This window comes from Modestobacter excelsi (assembly GCF_005930495.1).
In the GTDB taxonomy this organism is placed as follows: Bacteria; Actinomycetota; Actinomycetes; order Mycobacteriales; family Geodermatophilaceae; genus Modestobacter; species Modestobacter excelsi.
Genome location: NZ_SJEX01000036.1, coordinates 14,910 through 32,972, shown reverse-complemented (window position 1 = coordinate 32,972; position 18,063 = coordinate 14,910). Strand labels below are relative to the sequence as shown.

Sequence of the window (18,063 nt, the reverse complement as noted above, 5' to 3'; positions counted from 1 at the left end):
GATGGCCACCGACACGACGACGCGATCGGCATCGCCCGAGCAGATCCGGGCGGTGCCGGTCCGGCACCCCGGCCGGTGGGTCGCCGCCGCGGTGATCGCGGTGCTGGTGGCCATGTTCGTCCACATGCTGGTGACCAACCCGGTCTTCCAGTGGAGCTTCATGGTCGACAACATGTTCAGCGCGCCGGTGCTCCGCGGGGCCCGGACGACGCTGATCATGACCGTGCTGGCGATGGTCATCGGCGTCCTGCTCGGCGTCGTGCTCGCGGTGATGCGGCTGTCGCCGAACCCGGTGGTCTCCGGCGCGGCCTGGGTCTACGTCTGGTTCTTCCGGGCCATCCCGCGCATCGTCCTGCTGTTCTTCGTGGCGAACCTCGGCGCGCTGTACGCCACCTACCAGCTGGGTTTCCCCTTCGACCGGCAGCTGATGGACCTGTTCGGCTTCAGCGGCGACCTGCGGTTCCTCGACCTGGACGGCAACCAGATCTTCACCGGCTTCACGGCCGGCCTGATCGGGCTGGCACTGTCCGAGGGCGCCTACATGGCCGAGATCGTCCGCGCCGGCATCCAGTCGGTCGACCCCGGCCAGACCGAGGCGGCCAGCGCCCTGGGCATGAGCCGGTCCACCGCGATGCGCCGGATCGTGCTGCCCCAGGCGATGCGGGTGATCATCCCGCCGACCGGCAACGAGACCATCGCCATGCTCAAGGACACCTCGCTGCTCATCGCGGTGCCGGTGACCATCGAGCTGAACTTCCAGCTGCGGGCGATCGGCAGCCGCACGTTCCAGATCATCCCGATGGCCGTGGCCTCGATCCTCTGGTACGCCGCGCTGGCCAGCCTGCTGATGATCGGTCAGCACTTCCTCGAGAAGCGGTTCAGCCGTGGCTTCGGCGCCCGGGAGACCCGGGCGCAGCGGGCAGCCCGTGAGGCACGAGAAGTCGGGAGCACCCATTGAGCACCGCCGCGGACATGCCCGCCGAGCAGCTGATGGTCCGCGCCGAGGGGGTGCACAAGCGCTTCGGTCACGTCGAGGTGCTCAAGGGCATCGACCTGGCGGTCGCCCCCCGCGAGGTCATGTGCGTCATCGGCCCGTCCGGATCGGGCAAGTCGACGTTCCTGCGGTGCATCAACCACCTGGAGAAGGTCGACGCCGGCCGGCTGTGGGTCGACGGCCGGCTGGTCGGCTACCGGGAGTCCGGCGGGAAGCTGCACGAGCTGAAGGACCGTGAGGTCGCGGCACAGCGGCGCGAGATCGGCATGGTGTTCCAGCGCTTCCACCTGTTCCCGCACATGACCGCGCTGGAGAACGTCATCGAGGCACCGCAGCGGGTGAAGGGCGTGGGCAAGCAGGCGGCCCGGGCGCGCGGCACCGAGCTGCTCGAGCGGGTCGGGCTCGGCGACCGGGTGCACAACTACCCGAACCAGCTCTCCGGCGGCCAGCAGCAACGGGTGGCGATCGCCCGGGCGCTGGCGATGGAGCCGAAGCTGATGCTGTTCGACGAGCCGACGTCGGCGCTGGACCCCGAGCTCGTCGGCGAGGTGCTCGACGTGATGCGCGGCCTGGCCGCCGACGGCATGACGATGGTGGTGGTCACCCACGAGATGGGCTTCGCCCGCGAGGTCGGGGACACCCTCGTCTTCATGGACGACGGCGTGGTCGTCGAGTCCGGCGCCCCGAGGCAGGTGCTCACCGACCCCCAGCACGAGCGGACCCGGGCCTTCCTGTCCAAGGTGCTCTGACCGCACCCCGGGACGTCCGGTGCGGGTGGGACGGACGGGTCCCGGCCGGACATGACCCTTCCCACAGCCACCGCACCGGCGGCCCGTCCGCGCAGGTCAGAGCCGCGCCCCCGGCGTCCCATACGTCGTCCTGGCGGGGGCGCGCGGGAGGCACCCGGTTGGGCGTGTTGCCGCCCGGCCGACCAAGATGGTCCCCGACATGGGGACTGCAGCACGAGCGGAGACACTGGGCCCGCAGACGACCAGCCGACCGCTCCGGGCGTGGCAGCAGGCCGCACTGGCCAGCTACGAGGAGACCTCGCCGAAGGACTTCCTGGTCACCGCGACCCCCGGCGCCGGCAAGACGACGTTCGCCCTGACGCTGGCCGCGCGGCTGCTCGCCCGGCGCGAGGTGGCCCGGGTGGTCGTGGTCTGCCCGACCGACCACCTGCGGCTGCAGTGGGCCGACGCCGCGGACCGGATGGGCATCGTGCTCGACCCCGGCCTGACCAACGCGGTCGGGCCGGTCCGGGCCGGCACCCAGGGCTACGTCACCACCTACGCGCAGGTCGCCGGCAAGCCGATGCTGCACGCCGCCCGGGCGACCGCGGTCAAGACGCTGGTGGTCCTGGACGAGGTGCACCACGCCGGCGACGGGCTGTCCTGGGGTGAGGCGACCGAGGAGGCCTTCGGCCGCGCCGCGCGCCGGCTGTCGCTGACCGGGACGCCGTTCCGCACCAAGGCCGACGAGCGCATCCCCTTCGTCCGGTACGTGGAGGACGGGTTCGAGGGCCAGGGCGGCCTGATGAGCGTCGCCGACTTCACCTACGGCTACAAGGAGGCGCTGGCGGACAACGTCGTCCGGCCGGTCGTCTTCGCCGCCTACACCGGCACCTCGCGGTGGCGGAACTCCGCCGGCGAGGTGGTCGCCGCGTCGCTGTCGGAGGCCGGCACCCGCTCGGTGGAGATGCAGGCATGGCGCACCGCGCTGGACCCCAAGGGCCAGTGGGTGCCGCACGTCATCGCCGCGATGGACGACCGGATCACCCACCTGCGCGAGACCGGCATGCCGGACGCCGCCGGGCTGGTGCTGGCCAGCGACCAGGACGACGCCCGCGAGTACGCCAAGATCGTCCGCCGGGTCACCGGGAAGGCGCCGGAGCTGATCCTCTCCGACGACCCGAAGGCGTCGAAGAAGATCGAGAAGTTCAACATCGGCGGCGCCCGGATCGCGGTCTGCGTGCGGATGGTCTCCGAGGGCGTCGACGTGCCCCGCGCCGCCGTCCTGGCCTGGATGACCTCCTACCGGACGCCGCTGTTCTTCGCCCAGGCCGTCGGCCGCGTGGTGCGTGCCCGCGGGCCGCACGAGTCGGCGACCGTGTTCCTCCCCGCCGTCCGGCCGCTGCTGTCGCTCGCCGCGGCGATGGAGGAGCAGCGCAACCACGTCATCCCGCCGCCGAAGTCCCAGCCGGACGAGGAGCTGGAGGCGCTCGACCTCCCGCCGCGGGAGCCCCGCGAGGGCGAGATGAAGCAGTGGGAGGCGCTGGAGGCCGACGCCCGGTTCGCCCACGTGCTGCACAGCGGGACGGCGCACACCGGCGAGGGCACCTCGGCCGGCGCACCGCTGGAGGCCGAGGACGAGGACTTCCTGGGCATCCCCGGGCTGCTGACCGCCGCCCAGACCGCCGAGCTGCTGTCCAGGCGGGACGACGAGCTGCGGATCCGGATCGCCGCCTCGCACCGGCGCGGGGACGACGAGGACGGCTTCATGGTGGTCGAGGACCACCCGGAGGAGGACGCACCCGGCCGCGGCTGGCGGGACGTCGCCGAGCTGCGCCGGGAGATCAACCGGCTGGTGAACCGGATCGCGGCGAAGACCTCGCAACCGCAGGCCGTCGTGCACACCCAGCTGCGCCAGTCGGTGCCCGGGCCCCCGTCGGCCTCGGCGTCGGTCGACGTCCTGCGTGCCCGCCGGGAGCGCCTCCGCACCATGCTCTGAGGAGAAGGACCCTCCGGACCCCACTCCTCACGGTCCCCAGGCGTACGTCACCAGGGGGATCCCTGAGTCCTGGGATCCGGGGCGGGTCCGGGCGTTCACCGATGTGCCGGGAGGCTCGCGGCGCGCAGGCTCGGAGCATGACATCGACCCCGTTCTCCGCTGCCCCGACCGGCCCTACGCAGCTCCCACCGGCCGGCCCGACCGCTCGCCCGCCGCTGCGCCGCAGCCGCACCGACATGATGCTCGGCGGTGTGAGCGGCGGCCTCGCCGAGCACACCGGCGTCGACGCGCTCCTGTGGCGGGCGGCCTTCGCCGGCCTCACGCTCGCCGGTGGGGCGGGCATCCCGGTCTACCTGCTCCTCTGGGTGCTCATGCCGCCGGCCCCCGCCGGCCCGGCCGACCGGACCAACCTGCTCGACGAGTGGGTCGAGCGTCTGCGCGGCCGGCTCAGCAGCCCCCGCACGCCCCCGGCTGCCGGCTGACATGCGGCCACGCCGCCGGACCCGCTGACGAATGCCTGGAGACCGTGAGGAGTGGGGCCCGGAGGGTCCCGCGACCGAGCGGCGAAGCGGCTCAGCGCGGCCGGGGACGGCACCTGACCGCGGTGCGGCCCGTCAGGGTCGCCATGTCAGAGCAGGCCGCGGGCGGCGGCCAGGGCGACCGCCTCGGTGCGGCCGGAGGCACCGAACTTCGCCAGGATGTTGCTGACGTGCACGCTGGCCGTCTTCTCGCTGATGAACAGCTCAGCGCCGATCTGCCGGTTGGTCCGCCCCTGCGCCATCAGGGCCAGCACCTCCACCTCCCGCGGGGTCAGCACCGCGGAGGCCTCCGCCGCCCGCGGCAACCCGGGCAGCGCCAGCCTCCCCCGGCGGGCCAGCGCCTCGATCGCGGTGCGCAGCGGCACCGCCCCCAGCCGCACCGCCACCTCGTGCGCCGCCGTCAGCTCGGCGGCGGCCCCGGGCCGGTCGTCGGCCGCCAGCAGCGCCTGGGCCAGACGGAACCGGGACCGTGCCTGCTCGAACACGTGCCCGTACCCGAACAGCTCGACCACCTGCTGCCACGCCTCCGGCGACCCACTTCCCCGCAGCCGGCCCAGCTCGGCCTCCAGCCGCGCGCACCAGGCCTGCGCCTCGACCCCGAGCTCGCCGATCGCCGCGTGGGCGCGCGCCGCCGTCCGCGCCAGCTCCGCGAGGGCCTCCCCCTCGGCCACCCATCCGGCCAGCGCCTCCTGGTCCCCGCTCCCGCGGGCGGCGGCCGCCGCGTCGGCGACCGCGCCCACCGCCGTGGCCACCAGTCGCACCGTCGCCGGCCGGTCCTCGCCCCACAACGCCTGCAGCCGGGCGTCCGCCCAGCGCGCCCGGTCGGCCGCCGTCCGGGCGTTCCCCGCCGCCGCGGCGAGCTCGATCTCGGCCGAGACGGTGGCCAGCATGAGCAGCACGTGCGCGTCCCACCGCGTGGTGAGCCCCTGCGCCCACGCCAGCCGCTCGTGGGCCGCCGGGTCACCCCGGCCGACCAGCACCAGCAGCCCGTCGGCGCGCACGTGCGCCGCCATGTCGGGCACCCGGGCGAGCTCGTCGGCCGCCGCCAGGCTGCCGTCCCAGTCACCGCCGACGTACCGGGCGACGACCTCCAGGTGGCGGAGCTCGGCGGCGTAGAAGGACCACTCGACGCCCAGCTCCCGGGCGCGGGCGAGGCCGGCGCGCGCGTGCTCCAGCGTCTCGCCGACCTGACCGGCCTCGTAGGCGACGATCGCCAGGCTGAACCACGCCCGGCTCTCGACGTCGGCGTCCCCGGACCGCTCGGCCCGCAGCCGCGCCTCGTGCAGCCGGGCGCGCACGGTCGGCAGGTCGCCGGTGCCCTCCACCCGGGCCAGCGAGACCGCGGTGTCGGCCCACGCCCCGTCCAGCCCCAGCGCGTCGGCGGCCGCGAGCGCCTCGTCGGCCGCGGCGTCGCCCTCGGCGATGCGGCCGGCTGCGTAGAGCGTGCGGGCGTGGGTGGCTGCCGCCCAGGTGCGGACCACCGACGGCGGCTCGGCCGGCACCAGCTGCATCGCCCGCTCGGCCTCGCGCAGCGCCTCGGCGGTCTCCTCGATCCGGGTCAGCCCCTGGGCGAGGGTGTAGTGCACCCGCGCCCGCGCCTCCGGGTCGCCGTCCGGGCCGAGCAGCCGCTGCGCGGAGCGCAGCAGCGCGACCGCCCGGTGCAGCTCCCCTCCGGCCCGGGCCGCGGCGGCGGTGTCCAGCAGCAGCGCCCACTGCTCCCGCCCGGCGCGCTCGGCGGCGTCGGGCACGGCGGCCCAGAGCGCGAGCACGGCCTCCAGGTGCTGCAGCTGCTCGGCCGGCGCCCCGACCCGCCGGGCGGCGGCGGCCGCCTCCAGCGAGGCGCTCAGCGCACCGGGCAGGTCGTTGCTCTCCCGCGCGTGGTGCGCCCGCTCGGCCGCGGTGCCGGCGGTGGGGTGCCTGGTCAGGTGTGCGGCGACCTCGGCGTGCAGGCGCACCCGCTCCCCGGGCAGCAGGTCGGCGAGCACCGCCTCGCGCAGCAGCGCGTGCCGGAAGCGGTAACGGCCGTCGTCGGAGACGACCAGCAGGTGGTGGTGCACCGCCTCGCCCAGCGCCCGCTCGGTCTCCTCCGGGGACTGCCAGGAGACCGCGGAGACCAGCTCGTGGCGCACCTGCCGGCCGGCGACCGCAGCGACCCGCAGCACCTGCTGGGCCTCCTGGCTCAGCTGCTCCACCCGGGCGAGCAGGACGTCGGTCAGCCCCATCGGCAACACCTCGCCGGCCAGCCCGGCCGCCAGCAGCTCCTCGGCGTAGAAGGCGTTGCCCTCGGCCCGGGCCACGACGTCCTCCACCGTGCCCTCGGCGACCCCGCCGGAGGTGGCCGCCAGCCCGCGGACGAGTGCGCCGACGTCCGCGTCGGGCAGGGGCTCCAGGGTCAGCCGTTCGACGCCGGGGAGCCGCACCAGCTCGGCCAGCAGCGGCCGCAGCGGGTGCCGCCGGTGCAGGTCGTCGGCGCGGTAGGAGACGACGACGGTGATCGGCTCGTCGACCAGCCGCGCGAGCAGCCGGGCGAGCAGGTACCGCAGCAGGTCCCGGCTGGACCGGTCCGCCCAGTGCAGGTCCTCCAGCACCACCAGCAGCGGCCGGCCGGCGGCCACCTCGGCCAGCAGCGCGGCGACCGCCTCGAACAGCTGCAGCCGGCCGTCGTCCGTCGGCGGGCGCAACGCGCCCCGGCCCAGCGGGCTGCCCCGGTCGGGATCGTCGTCCGGCGTGCCGGTCACCGGGGCGCCCGGCCGGCCGGTCAGCAGCCCGGCCAGCACCGGGTGGCCGGCCAGCACCGGGCTCAGCTCCGGATCGGCCGCGACCGGGCGCAGCAGGTCGACGAAGGGCAGGTACGGCAGGCCGACGTCGCCGAGGTCCACGCAGTGCCCGCTGAGCACCCGCACGCCCCGCTCGGCCGACCGGCGGGACAGCTCGTCGAGCAGCCGGGTCTTGCCGACGCCGGCGTCGCCGGCGACCAGCACGGCCGAGGGGCGGCCGTCGACCGCGCGGTCCACGTGCGCCATCAACCGGGCCAGCTCGTCGGCACGGCCCACCAGCGGACCCTCGTCCCAGCGCGGCATGCCACCGATCGTGGCAGAAGCCGCCGACAGGTCCGGGCGCACGCTCAGCGCGTCCGCCGCCGCCGGGACGTCCAGGAGCCGCGGCGGCTGCCGGCGGCGAAGGCCTGCGCGATGCGCTCGCGGCGGTAGGCCAGCTCGGCCTCCAGTGCGGGGTTGGGGTAGTTCGCGGTCATGACCGTCTCCTCGTCTCGTCCGGGTGGAACGAGGAGGACGGTCGTCCTGAGGGCGTGCCCCGGGCATCGGTCGACCAGGCAGTCCTGCCGGCTCAGGACGGTCTGAGGTGCTCCTGGTGGGACCTCAGACGGGCCTCAGCGGAGCTCGCTCCCCTTGGTCTCGGGGAGGGTGAGGATTGCGCAGAACGCCACGACCGCGGCCACGGCGACGTACCAGAAGAACCAGAGCGGGTGGTCGGCCTCGGACAGCGCGGTGATGACCAGCGGCGCCGTCCCGCCGAAGACGGCGACCGTGAGGTTGTACCAGGCGCCGATGCCGGTCGCCCGCAGCTCGGTCGGGAACAGCTCGCTCATGATCGCCGGGGCGATGGAGGCCAGCAGGGCGTAGAGCACCAGGCCGACGCTGAACACCACGACCAGCGACGCGAGCTGGTCCCGCACCAGGAACGACAGCGGGACGATGAGGACCGCGATCGCTGCGGACCACACCAGCATCTGCGGCTTGCGGCCGAACCGGTCCGACAGCACCCCGAACGGGTAGCAGCAGGCGATGAACAGCGCCGTGCCGATCGACAGGGCCAGGAAGACGTCGTTGGCGTCGGCGTCCCGGAAGTTGATGGCGAACGGCGTCAGCGCGCTGAAGAACGTGTAGTACGACAGCGTCGACAGCATGGTGAAGGCGCACAGCTGCAGCACCGCCCGCGGGTGCTCCTTGATGGTGAGCAGCAGCGGGTTCTTGGTCGCCCTCGCCTTGGCCGCGTTCTCCTCGAACTGTTCGGTCTCGCTGAGCGACCGGCGCAGCCACAGCCCCACGATGCCGAGCAGGCCGCCGGCGGCGAAGGCGATGCGCCAGCCGTAGGAGCGGAGCTGGTCGTCGTCGAGCACGTTGGTGAGCAGCACACCGAGCAGGGAGGCGACGAGCAGCGCGGTGCCGGTGGAGATGTAGAAGAAGGCGGAGTACCGGCCGCGGCGGGCCGGCGGGGCGATCTCGGCCAGGTAGGCCGAGGCGTTGGAGACCTCACCACCCAGCGACATGCCCTGCGCGATCCGGGCCAGCAGCAGGAAGATCGGCGCGAACCAGCCGACCTGCTCGTACGTGGGCAGGATGGCGATCACCAGCGAGCCGCCGGCCATCAGCAGGATGGTGAGCAGCATCCCGGCCTTGCGGCCGCGCAGGTCGGCGAACCGGCCGAGCAGCCAGCCACCCAGCGGCCGGAAGAAGAACGCCAGCGCGTAGGCCGACGTCGCACCGATCAGCGCCAGCGCCTCGTTCTCCTTGGGGAAGAACTGGGTCGAGAAGTAGACGACGAACGTCGCGTAGACCGTCCAGTCGAACCACTCCACGGCGTTGCCGATGCTGGCCGAGACCAGCGTGCGCACCGGCAGGCGGTGCGGCGCGGGGGGTGCCTGCTGCACCGAGCCGGCCATGAGGATCCCCTTCGTTGCGGACGTCGGTGTCCGCAACGCTAGTGACCCTGGGCACCCGCGGCATCCTGAGGGCGAGCTGAGCGGGGCGGCGGCGCGTCGCCCTCGGGCCCGTCGTCCCGCCCGCCGGAGAGCGGGATGAGCGCCGCGGTAGTGGGTAGGAACAGCAGGGGACGACGACGTCCCGTCGCACCGGGACTGCGGCCCGGCCGTCCGTGGTTCCACCCAACGCAGTTGCTCCACGGGTCGTCCACCTCACCGGCGTGGGGACTCACCGTCGGGCACACCGACCACCGAGGGCGTCGCAGCGGCGCCCAGCGAGAGGAGCACCGTGCCCCCCACCGGGACGAACGAGCTGACCCCCACCGTCTTCGTGCTCTACGGCGCGACCGGCGACCTGGCCCGCCGGATGGTGCTGCCGGCCTTCTTCGAGCTGGCCCAGCACGGCCTGCTCCCCGAGGACTGGCGGCTGATCGGCAGCGGGCGTGGCGAGCGCACCGACGAGGAGTTCGTCGAGCACGTCCGCAGCGCGCTGGAGGAGTTCGGGCCCGACCCGGACGACGGCCCCTGGGACGACTTCGCCGAGCGGCTGCGCTTCGCCGGCGGCGGGTTCACCGCCGACGACCCGGGCCAGCTGCTGGACGCCGTCGCCACCGCCCGCAAGGAGATCGGGGACGACGCCCAGCTCGTGCACTACCTCTCCCTGCCGCCCAAGGCCTTCACCGACTACACCCGGGCGCTGGGCGCCCACGGTCTCGGCGAGGGCGCCCGGGTCGTCTACGAGAAGCCGTTCGGCGCCTCGCCGGAGGGGTTCCGCGAGCTCGACGACCTGGTGCACTCCGTCTTCGACGAGGAGCAGGTCTTCCGGATCGACCACTTCCTGGGCAAGGAGGGCACCCAGGACCTGCACGCGCTGCGGTTCGCCAACGGCCTCTTCGAACCCATGTGGAGCCGCGAGCACGTGGCGCAGGTGCAGATCGACGTCCCCGAGGACCTCGACGTCGCCGACCGGGCCGACTTCTACGACGCCACCGGCGCGACCCTGGACATGCTGGTCACCCACCTGTTCCAGGTCGCCGCCGAGGTCGCCATGGAGCCGCCGGTCAGCTTCTCGGCCAACGACATCCTCTCCGCGCGCGAGTCGGTGCTGGCCAACTTCCGCCCGCTCGCACCCGAGGACGTCGTCCTGGGGCAGTTCGAGGGCTACCGCGAGCTGGACGGCGTGCCGGACGACAGCGCCACCGACACCTACGTGGCCGCCCGGCTGTTCATCGACTCCGGCCGCTGGCGCGGCGTCCCGTTCCTGCTGCGCACCGGCAAGCGGATGGCCGCCAAGCAGCAGCGGGTGAGCCTGGTGCTGCACCGCCCGAAGGGCCCGGTCAACGACGTGCCCGCCAACGGCAACGTGGTCTCGCTGTCGCTGGCCGGCGCGGGCGCCGTCGACATCGACGTGATGGCCAAGAAGCCGGGCCCGGACCTGGCGATGGCCCCGGCACGGGTCTCGCTGGACCTGTCGAAGATCCCGGGCGGTGAGCCGCTGGCGCCCTACGTGTCGCTGATCCACGACGTGCTGATCGGCGACCGGTCGCTGTTCACCACCAGCGAGGGCCTGGCGCAGACCTGGCGGGCGCTGCAGCCGGTGCTCGACGACCGCCCCCAGGTGCACCCCTACGCCCCCGGCTCCTGGGGGCCGGTGGAGGCCAACGCGCTGACCGGTGAGCACGGCTGGCTGCTCGGGCAGACCGAGGACTGAGGAAGGACCCCGGGCAACGCAGAACGGCCCCTCTCCTGCGGGAGAGGGGCCGTTCTGCGTCTGGGTCCGGACCGGACGCTGGTCGCCTCGCGGCGGTTTGCACATCCGCGGCTCCAGCCCCCGACCGAGGTCGGGGCGGTGTTCCGCGGCGGCAGTTATCCAGTGGAGCCCGGGGACACAGGTCGCCCGGCCCGGACCTCTGCGACTCTACCCGCGTCACGGAGCGGGCACCTGGGCACGCCTCGGTCGGAACCGCGGTCGCCCCTGGCCGGGACGGTGGCGACCGCCCGTCGTGCCAGACTCCAGGCGTGGCCGGCGTCGACTTCGAGCACTGGACGCAGCTGGCCGGGGACTCCCCCACCTCCCGCACCGAGTGGGCCGCCGTCGTCGGCGCGTGGAGCGAGCCGCACCGGCGGTACCACGACCTCGCGCACCTGACCGCGGTCCTCGGCATCATCGACTCCCTCGCCGGGGCAGCCGCCGACCCGGCCGCCGTCCGGCTGGCCGCCTGGTACCACGACGTCGCGTACGACCCGGCGCGCGGCGACAACGAGGAGGTCAGCGCCGGGCGCGCCCGGATCGGGCTGGTCGGCCTGGTGGACGACGCGACGGTCGCCGAGGTCGAGCGCCTGGTGCTGCTCACCGCCGGGCACGACCCGCAGCCGGACGACGCCAACGGCGCGGTGCTCTGCGACGCCGACCTCGCCGTGCTCGCCAGCCCGGCGCCGGCGTACGTCGCCTACGCCTCCGCGGTCCGCGAGGAGTACGGGCACCTCTCCGACGCCGAGTTCACCGCCGGGCGGATCGCCGTCCTGGAGCACCTGCTCGCGCTGCCCGCACTGTTCCGCACGCCGGCGGCGGCCGAGCAGTGGACCGCGCCCGCGCGCGCCAACCTGGCCGCCGAGCTCAGCCTGCTGCGCGCGCGCCCTTCCTGAGCCGCAACCCCGCCGCGAGCAGCCGCTGCAGCAGCTCCCGGCTGCCGACCGCCTCCGCGCCGGCGGCCACCGCCACCGCGTAGAGCTCCTCCGGGACGTCGTAGTGGTCACCCTGGAACGCCCGGCGCGGCATGCCCAGGTGCTCGGCCACGAAGGCGTGCAGCTCGTCGTAGTCGGTGTCGCTGACCAGGTGCGACCAGCGCCGCCCCCGCCACGGCCACACGGGGGTGTCGATCAGCACACTCACCGTGCCAGTCTGCCTGCATGACCTCCGAGGTGCGCGCCTCCCCGGTCCTGCCGGTGACCGACCTGGACCGGGCGCTGGCCCACTACGCCGCGCTGGGGTTCACGACCAGCCGGCACGACGACACCTACGGCTTCGCCGCCTGGTCCGGCCTGGAGCTGCACCTCACGGTCGATCCGGACGCGGCCGGCGCGGAGGTCTACCTGCACGTGCCGGACGCCGACGCGGTCGCCTCCTCGTGGGCCGGACCCGGGACGACGACGCCCACCCCCAAGGCCTGGGGAGTGCGCGAGGGCAGCCACGTCGACCCGGACGGCAACCTCCTCCGGTTCGGGTCCCCGCTAGCGTCTGAGGGGTGACCGAGGAGATCCGCTGGGGAGTCGTGGGGCCGGGCCGCATCGCGGAGAAGGTGGTCGAGGACTTCGCCGTCGTCGACGGGGCCCGGGTGGTCGCGGTCGCCTCGCGGTCCCTGGAGCGCGCGCAGGACTTCGCGACCCGGCACGGCATCGAGCGGGCGCACGGCTCGTACGCCGACGTCCTGGCCGACGCGGGGGTCGACGTCCTCTACGTCGCGACCCCGCACCCGCAGCACCACGCGATCGCACTGGGCGCCCTGCGCGCGGGCAAGGCGCTGCTGGTCGAGAAGGCGTTCACCGCGACGGTGGCCGGCGCCCGCGAGGTGGTGGAGCTGTCCCGGGAGACCGGCGTCTTCGCGATGGAGGCGATGTGGACCCGGTTCCAGCCGGCCGTCGTCCGGCTGCGCGAGCTGATCGCCGACGGCGCCATCGGCGAGGTGCGCTCGGTGCAAGCCGACCTCGGCGTGCAGCGCGAGTTCGACCCGACCGACCGGCTGTTCGCGCTCGAGCTCGGCGGCGGCGCGCTGCTGGACCTGGGTGTCTACGTCGTCTCCTGGGCGCAGATGCTGCTCGGCGACCCGGACACCGTCACCGCGACCGGGTCCCGCTTCCCGACCGGCGTCGACGCGGAGGCGGCCCTGCTGCTCGGCTACGCCGACGGCCGCTCCGCGACGCTGACCACCTCGCTGCGCAACGCGCTGCCCGGGCAGGCCCGGGTGTTCGGGACGGCGGGCTGGATCGACGTGCTCCCCCGCTTCCACCACCCGCAGACGATCGTGCTGCACCGGGTCGACGCCGACCCGGAGGAGATCACGGTCCCGCAGCTCGGCGCGGGCTACGCGCACGAGCTGATCGAGGTCACCGAGTGCCTGCGGGCGGGGCGGACCGAGAGCGCGGTGATGCCGCTGGCCGACACCCTCGCCGTCCAGAGCGTGCTCGAGCAGGCCGCCGGTCAGCTGGGCGTGGCCTTCGCCGAGGACGACGCCGTCCTCTGACGGGTCTTGGGCGGCGGTTTCGGCGGCCAGGCCGCGCCGCTGGCCTGGGCAGGAGTCGGCACCCGGGTGTGCTCCCCTCCGGTGGCGCGGACGGCGCCGGCGAAGGTGACGGCGTCGACCGTCGCCGCGCCGCCGGGGTCGTTGTTGAAGTAGACCAGGACGTCGTCGTCGCCGTAGGTGTCGGCGAGGCGCTGCGCCCACAGCTGCAGGGTCTCCGGGCGGTAGCCCCAGCCCTCGGCGCCGGTGTGCAGCCGCAGGTAGCCCCAGTCCGCGGTGCGCCACAGCGGCGCGACCGGCTGCTCGGCGCGGTCGGCCCAGCACAGCGCCGCCTGGTACCGCTCGAGCAGGGCACGGACCTCGTCGGTCCACCAGCTGTCGTGCCGCGGCTCCACCGCGACCCGGGTGCCGGGCGGGAACTGCCCGAGGCACTGGCTGAGCAGGTCGACGTCGGCCTTGAGGGTGGGCGGCAGCTGCAGCAGGACGACGTCGAGCCGGTCCCCGAGGCCGGCCGCGCGCTCCATCAGCCGGGCCACGGGCTCCTCGGGCTCGCGCAGCCGCTTGAGGTGGGTCAGGAAGCGCGACGCCTTCACCGCCCAGCGGTAGTCCGGCGGGGTGCGCTCGCGCCAGGCCTCGAACGTCGTCCGCTCCGGCAGCCGGTAGAACGCGTTGTTGCTCTCGACGGTGGCGAAGTGCGCCGCGTGGTGCTCGAGCCACAGCCGCTGCGGCAGCGCCGGGGGGTAGAAGCGGCCGCGCCAGTCGCGGTACTGCCACCCCGACGTCCCGATCACCACCGTCACGCCGCCCGCCTACCCCGCTCGGCCATGACCGACTCCCCGGCCCGGTTGCTGGACCTGTGCATCGACGCGCTCCACCCGCGCTTTCGGGCGCGGGAGTACGCGCGACAGGGCCCGCGGACGCCGACAGGGGCGGCCCGCCGAAGCGGACCGCCCCTGTCGGGCGGTGCGGGTGGTGCAGTGTCAGCTGGCGCTGAGCGGTGAGGACGTCAGAAGTCCATGCCGCCCATGCCACCGTCGCCGGCACCGGCCATGGCCGGGGCGTTCTTCTCCGGCTTGTCGGCGATGACGGCCTCGGTGGTGAGGAAGAGCGCCGCGATGGAGGCGGCGTTCTGCAGCGCCGAGCGGGTGACCTTGGCCGGGTCGATGATGCCGGCCGCGACCAGGTCCACGTACTCGCCGGAGGCGGCGTTGAGGCCCCAGCCGGTCTCGGAGTTGCGGACCTTCTCCGCCACGACGCCACCCTCGAGGCCGGCGTTGATGGCGATCTGCTTCAGCGGGGCCTCGAGCGCGACGCGCACGATGTTGGCACCAGTCGCCTCGTCACCCTCGAGCTCGAGCTTCTCGAACGCGACGGTGGTGGCCTGCGCCAGGGCGACGCCACCACCGGCGACGATGCCCTCCTCGACGGCGGCCTTGGCGTTGCGCACCGCGTCCTCGATGCGGTGCTTGCGCTCCTTGAGCTCGACCTCGGTCGCCGCCCCGGCCTTGATCACCGCAACACCGCCGGCCAGCTTGGCCAGGCGCTCCTGCAGCTTCTCGCGGTCGTAGTCGGAGTCCGACTTCTCGATCTCGGCGCGGATCTGGTTGACCCGACCCTGGATCGCGTCGGCCTCGCCCGAGCCCTCGATGATCGTGGTCTCGTCCTTGGTGGTGACGAACTTGCGCGCCCGGCCCAGCAGCGACAGGTCGGCGTTGTCCAGCTTGAGGCCGACCTCCTCGCTGATGACCTGACCACCGGTGAGGATGGCGATGTCGGCCAGCATGGCCTTGCGACGGTCACCGAAGCCGGGGGCCTTGACGGCGACCGACTTGAAGGTGCCGCGGATCTTGTTGACCACCAGGGTCGCCAGGGCCTCGCCCTCGACGTCCTCGGCGATGATGGCCAGCGGCTTGCCGGACTGCATGACCTTCTCCAGCAGCGGGAGCAGGTCCTTGACCGAGGAGATCTTCGAGTTGACGACCAGGATGTACGGGTCGTCGAGCACGGTCTCCATGCGGTCGGTGTCGGTCACGAAGTACGCCGACAGGTGACCCTTGTCGAAGCGCATGCCCTCGGTGAGCTCGAGCTCGAGACCGAAGGTGTTGCTCTCCTCGACGGTGATGACACCTTCCTTGCCGACCTTGTCCATCGCCTCGGCGATGAGCTCGCCGATGGCCGGGTCCGCGGCGGAGATCGAGGCGGTGGCCGCGATCTGCTCCTTGGTCTCGACGTCCTTGGCGGTCGACAGCAGGTACTCGGAGACCGAGGCGACGGCCTTCTCGATGCCCTTCTTCAGGGCCATCGGGTTGGCGCCGGCGGCGACGTTGCGCAGCCCCTCGCGGACGAGGGCCTGGGCGAGCACGGTGGCGGTGGTGGTGCCGTCACCCGCGACGTCGTCGGTCTTCTTGGCGACCTCCTTGACGAGCTCGGCCCCGATCTTCTCCCACGGGTCCTCGAGCTCGATCTCCTTGGCGATGCTCACACCGTCGTTGGTGATGGTGGGCGCGCCCCACTTCTTCTCGAGCACGACGTTCCGGCCACGGGGGCCGAGGGTCACCTTGACGGCGTCGGCGAGGGTGTTCATGCCCCGCTCGAGGCCGCGGCGCGCCTCTTCGTTGAACGCGATCATCTTGGCCATGTGGTGATGTCCTCCATGCGTGGATCGCTGGCACGGTCAGGTCCGGCGCCCGCGACGGACGACACCGGTTGCGTGCACCTCCTGCGGCGCACGACCAGTGCCTCACCGTTCCGACCTGGTTGGCACTCAGGTACCCCGAGTGCCAAACCGAAGTCTGGCACTCGACCTGTGCGAGTGCAAGAACGGGGGGTCGGGACGGCTTGTTCCCGGACCCTGCCCGCCCCGGGAACGCGACGAGGCCCGGCCCCCGAAGGGGACCGGGCCTCGTGGTGGAACGACCTCAGACGGACTGGACCGCGTCGGCCTGCGGACCCTTCTCGCCCTGGACGACCTCGAAGCTGACCCGCTGGCCCTCTTCGAGGCTCTTGTACCCGTCCATCTGGATGGCCGAGTAGTGGACGAAGACGTCCTGGCCGCCGTCGACGGCGATGAAGCCGAAGCCCTTCTCGGCGTTGAACCACTTCACGGTGCCCTGTGCCACGTGTGCTCCCACGTTCGTGCGTGCGGACGACACCTCTTGATCGAGGGTCGGGTCTCGCTCTTCCGCCCGTCGGACACGAACGTGGAACTCGAACCGCGCGGAACGGTACAGGACCGAAGACCCCAGGTCACCGGTCCGTTGCACGTCTCCCTCGGGGGTGTGGTACCGCGCCAGAAGGACCCCGTCCTCCTCGACCCTCGCAGGCTCGGGCCGAGCCTCGGGACGGGGCCGTCAGGAGATGAGGCCGGCCTCGCGCAGCGACCTCAGCGACGGCTGCACGTGGTGCGAGGGGCCGACGACCGGGAGCAGCGGGTCGAGGGTCTTGAGCCCCTCGCCGGTGTTCAGGACGACGGTCTCCTGCGCCGGGTCCAGCAGCCCGCCCTCGACCAGCTTGCGCAGCACCGCGGTGGTGACGCCGCCGGCGGTCTCGGCGAAGACGCCGGTCGTGCGGGCCAGGTCGCGGATGCCGGCGACGATCTCGTCGTCCCCGACCCGGGCGACCGACCCGCCGGTGCGCCGGATCGCGTCCAGCGCGTAGGGGCCGTCGGCGGGGTTGCCGATGTTCAGCGACTTCGCGATCCCGGTCGGCTTGACCGGCTTCACGACGTCCCAGCCGTTGTCGAAGGCGGTGGCGATGGGGTCGCAGCCGGCGGACTGCGCGCCGAAGACCTTCCAGCCGGTGTCCTCGACGATGCCGGCGGCGACGAGCTCGCGCCAGGCCTTGTCGACCTTGGTCAGCAGCGACCCGGACGCCATTGGGATGACCACCTGGGCCGGGATCCGCCAGCCGAGCTGCTCGGCGATCTCGTAGCCCATCGTCTTGGAGCCCTCGGCGTAGTAGGGCCGGACGTTCTGGTTGACGAAGGCGGTGTCCTCGAACTCGTCGGTCTCGGCGAGCTCGCTGGTCAGCCGGTTGACGTCGTCGTAGGAGCCGTCGACGGCGACCAGCGCCTGCCCGTAGACCGCGGACTGGACGATCTTGCCGGGCTCGAGGTCGCTGGGGACGAAGACGAAGGAGGGCAGCCCCATCCGGGCGGCGTGCGCCGCGACGGAGTTGGCCAGGTTGCCGGTCGAGGCGCAGGCGATCTTGGCGTAGCCGAACCCCTTGGCCGCGGTGGCGGCCAGGCTGACCACGCGGTCCTTGAAGGAGTGGGTCGGGTTGGCCGAGTCGTCCTTCACCCACAGCCCGCCGGTGATGCCGAGCTCGGCGGCCAGCCGGTCGGCCCGCACCAGCGGCGTCATGCCCGGGTCGAGCGTGACCCGGTCGGCCGGGTCGTGGCCGACGGGCAGCAGGGCGGCGTAGCGCCAGATGTTCTGCGGCCCGGCCTCGATCTGCTGGCGGGTCACCGCCCGCATGATCGCGGGGTCGTAGTCGACCTCCAGCGGGCCGAAGCACTCCGCGCACGCGTGCTCGGCGATGAGCCCGAAGGTGGCGCCGCAGTTGCGGCAGACCAGGCCGCGGGCCGGGTTCGGGGGGACCGGGCCGCCTTCGGTGACATCTGCCTGGGCGGAACCGGGAGCGGTCATGGTCATACGACGACTACCTCCTCATCTTCCCCGCGCCGGGCCGTCGAGCCGCGCGGGACGGATGTGGCACCTCTCGTGCGCAGGAGTGCGCACGGCGGTTGCCGGGGCTTCATCGGGCCGTGTCCCTCTGCCCCTCTGGATGAGTGGAACGCGGCGAGCCTACCCGGGGCGGGGGGTCGGACCGGGACCCGGTCAGGAT

At 73.4% G+C, this 18,063-nt stretch carries 16 protein-coding genes and 1 riboswitch; of the genes, 8 read left to right on the top strand and 8 right to left on the bottom strand.

Annotation, left to right across the window (positions count from 1 at the left end):
- Position 1 precedes the first annotated feature (1 nt).
- The 4 genes from FHL80_RS13245 (at position 2) to FHL80_RS13230 (ending at position 4,203) form a co-directional block, all read left to right on the top strand.
- Positions 2 to 958 (top strand): amino acid ABC transporter permease, encoded by a 957-nt coding sequence (locus FHL80_RS13245; RefSeq protein WP_138733879.1) that lies wholly within the window; start codon positions 2 to 4, stop codon positions 956 to 958.
- Positions 955 to 1,743, top strand: coding sequence for an amino acid ABC transporter ATP-binding protein (locus FHL80_RS13240; RefSeq protein WP_439331092.1), 789 nt, complete (start codon positions 955 to 957; stop codon positions 1,741 to 1,743). The genes FHL80_RS13245 and FHL80_RS13240 overlap by 4 nt, the downstream gene beginning before the upstream one ends.
- Positions 1,744 to 1,942: 199 nt before the next feature.
- On the top strand, positions 1,943 to 3,721 hold the full coding sequence (locus FHL80_RS13235; RefSeq protein ID WP_138733878.1) for a DEAD/DEAH box helicase: 1,779 nt from the start codon (positions 1,943 to 1,945) through the stop codon (positions 3,719 to 3,721).
- 137 nt (positions 3,722 to 3,858) lie between these two features.
- Complete coding sequence (locus tag FHL80_RS13230; protein WP_138733877.1) at positions 3,859 to 4,203, top strand: PspC domain-containing protein; 345 nt, start codon at positions 3,859 to 3,861, stop codon at positions 4,201 to 4,203.
- Positions 4,204 to 4,349: 146 nt separating this feature from the next.
- On the opposite strand, the gene FHL80_RS13225 is transcribed toward FHL80_RS13230, so the two are convergent.
- The 3 genes from FHL80_RS13225 to FHL80_RS13220 all read right to left on the bottom strand — a co-directional run bounded on the left by FHL80_RS13225 (position 4,350) and on the right by FHL80_RS13220 (position 8,941).
- Complete coding sequence (locus FHL80_RS13225; protein WP_246078651.1) at positions 4,350 to 7,340, bottom strand: helix-turn-helix transcriptional regulator; 2,991 nt, start codon at positions 7,338 to 7,340, stop codon at positions 4,350 to 4,352.
- A gap of 44 nt (positions 7,341 to 7,384) precedes the next feature.
- On the bottom strand, positions 7,385 to 7,513 hold the full coding sequence (locus FHL80_RS26730; RefSeq protein WP_281283478.1) for a hypothetical protein: 129 nt from the start codon (positions 7,511 to 7,513) through the stop codon (positions 7,385 to 7,387).
- 135 nt (positions 7,514 to 7,648) lie between these two features.
- Positions 7,649 to 8,941 carry an MFS transporter gene (locus FHL80_RS13220; protein ID WP_138733875.1) on the bottom strand — a complete coding sequence of 431 codons (1,293 nt, stop codon included), beginning with the start codon at positions 8,939 to 8,941 and terminating at the stop codon, positions 7,649 to 7,651.
- A 328-nt stretch (positions 8,942 to 9,269) separates the two neighbouring features.
- On the opposite strand from FHL80_RS13220, the gene FHL80_RS13215 reads away from it, so the two are divergent.
- Both FHL80_RS13215 and FHL80_RS13210 read left to right on the top strand, forming a co-directional pair.
- Entirely contained in the window at positions 9,270 to 10,691 is a 1,422-nt protein-coding gene (locus FHL80_RS13215) for a glucose-6-phosphate dehydrogenase (protein ID WP_138733874.1), read from the top strand.
- Between the two features lie 308 nt (positions 10,692 to 10,999).
- Positions 11,000 to 11,626 (top strand): HD domain-containing protein, encoded by a 627-nt coding sequence (locus tag FHL80_RS13210; RefSeq protein WP_138733873.1) that lies wholly within the window; start codon positions 11,000 to 11,002, stop codon positions 11,624 to 11,626.
- Here FHL80_RS13210 and FHL80_RS13205 read toward each other — a convergent pair.
- Complete coding sequence (locus FHL80_RS13205; protein WP_138733872.1) at positions 11,598 to 11,873, bottom strand: DUF4031 domain-containing protein; 276 nt, start codon at positions 11,871 to 11,873, stop codon at positions 11,598 to 11,600. The two genes, FHL80_RS13210 and FHL80_RS13205, sit on opposite strands and share 29 nt — an antisense overlap.
- Before the next feature lie 17 nt (positions 11,874 to 11,890).
- Here FHL80_RS13205 and FHL80_RS13200 point away from each other — a divergent pair, with 17 nt between their 5' ends.
- Positions 11,891 to 12,229, top strand: coding sequence for a VOC family protein (locus FHL80_RS13200; RefSeq protein WP_138733871.1), 339 nt, complete (start codon positions 11,891 to 11,893; stop codon positions 12,227 to 12,229).
- Positions 12,226 to 13,221, top strand: coding sequence for a Gfo/Idh/MocA family protein (locus tag FHL80_RS13195; RefSeq protein ID WP_138733870.1), 996 nt, complete (start codon positions 12,226 to 12,228; stop codon positions 13,219 to 13,221). Before FHL80_RS13200 ends, FHL80_RS13195 begins: the two co-directional genes overlap by 4 nt.
- Here FHL80_RS13195 and FHL80_RS13190 read toward each other — a convergent pair.
- The 4 genes from FHL80_RS13190 to thrC form a co-directional block, all read right to left on the bottom strand.
- Entirely contained in the window at positions 13,179 to 14,018 is an 840-nt protein-coding gene (locus FHL80_RS13190) for a DUF72 domain-containing protein (RefSeq protein WP_138733869.1), read from the bottom strand. The genes FHL80_RS13195 and FHL80_RS13190 overlap by 43 nt on opposite strands.
- A gap of 206 nt (positions 14,019 to 14,224) precedes the next feature.
- On the bottom strand, positions 14,225 to 15,856 hold the full coding sequence (gene groL, locus FHL80_RS13185) for a chaperonin GroEL (RefSeq protein ID WP_138733868.1): 1,632 nt from the start codon (positions 15,854 to 15,856) through the stop codon (positions 14,225 to 14,227).
- Between the two features lie 280 nt (positions 15,857 to 16,136).
- A complete protein-coding gene (locus FHL80_RS13180; protein ID WP_138733867.1) occupies positions 16,137 to 16,337 on the bottom strand; it encodes a cold-shock protein in 201 nt (66 codons plus the stop codon).
- Positions 16,338 to 16,568: 231 nt separating this feature from the next.
- Entirely contained in the window at positions 16,569 to 17,864 is a 1,296-nt protein-coding gene (thrC, locus tag FHL80_RS13175) for a threonine synthase (protein WP_138733866.1), read from the bottom strand.
- A gap of 18 nt (positions 17,865 to 17,882) precedes the next feature.
- A riboswitch (SAM riboswitch) is annotated at positions 17,883 to 18,010 on the bottom strand.
- Positions 18,011 to 18,063 lie beyond the last annotated feature (53 nt).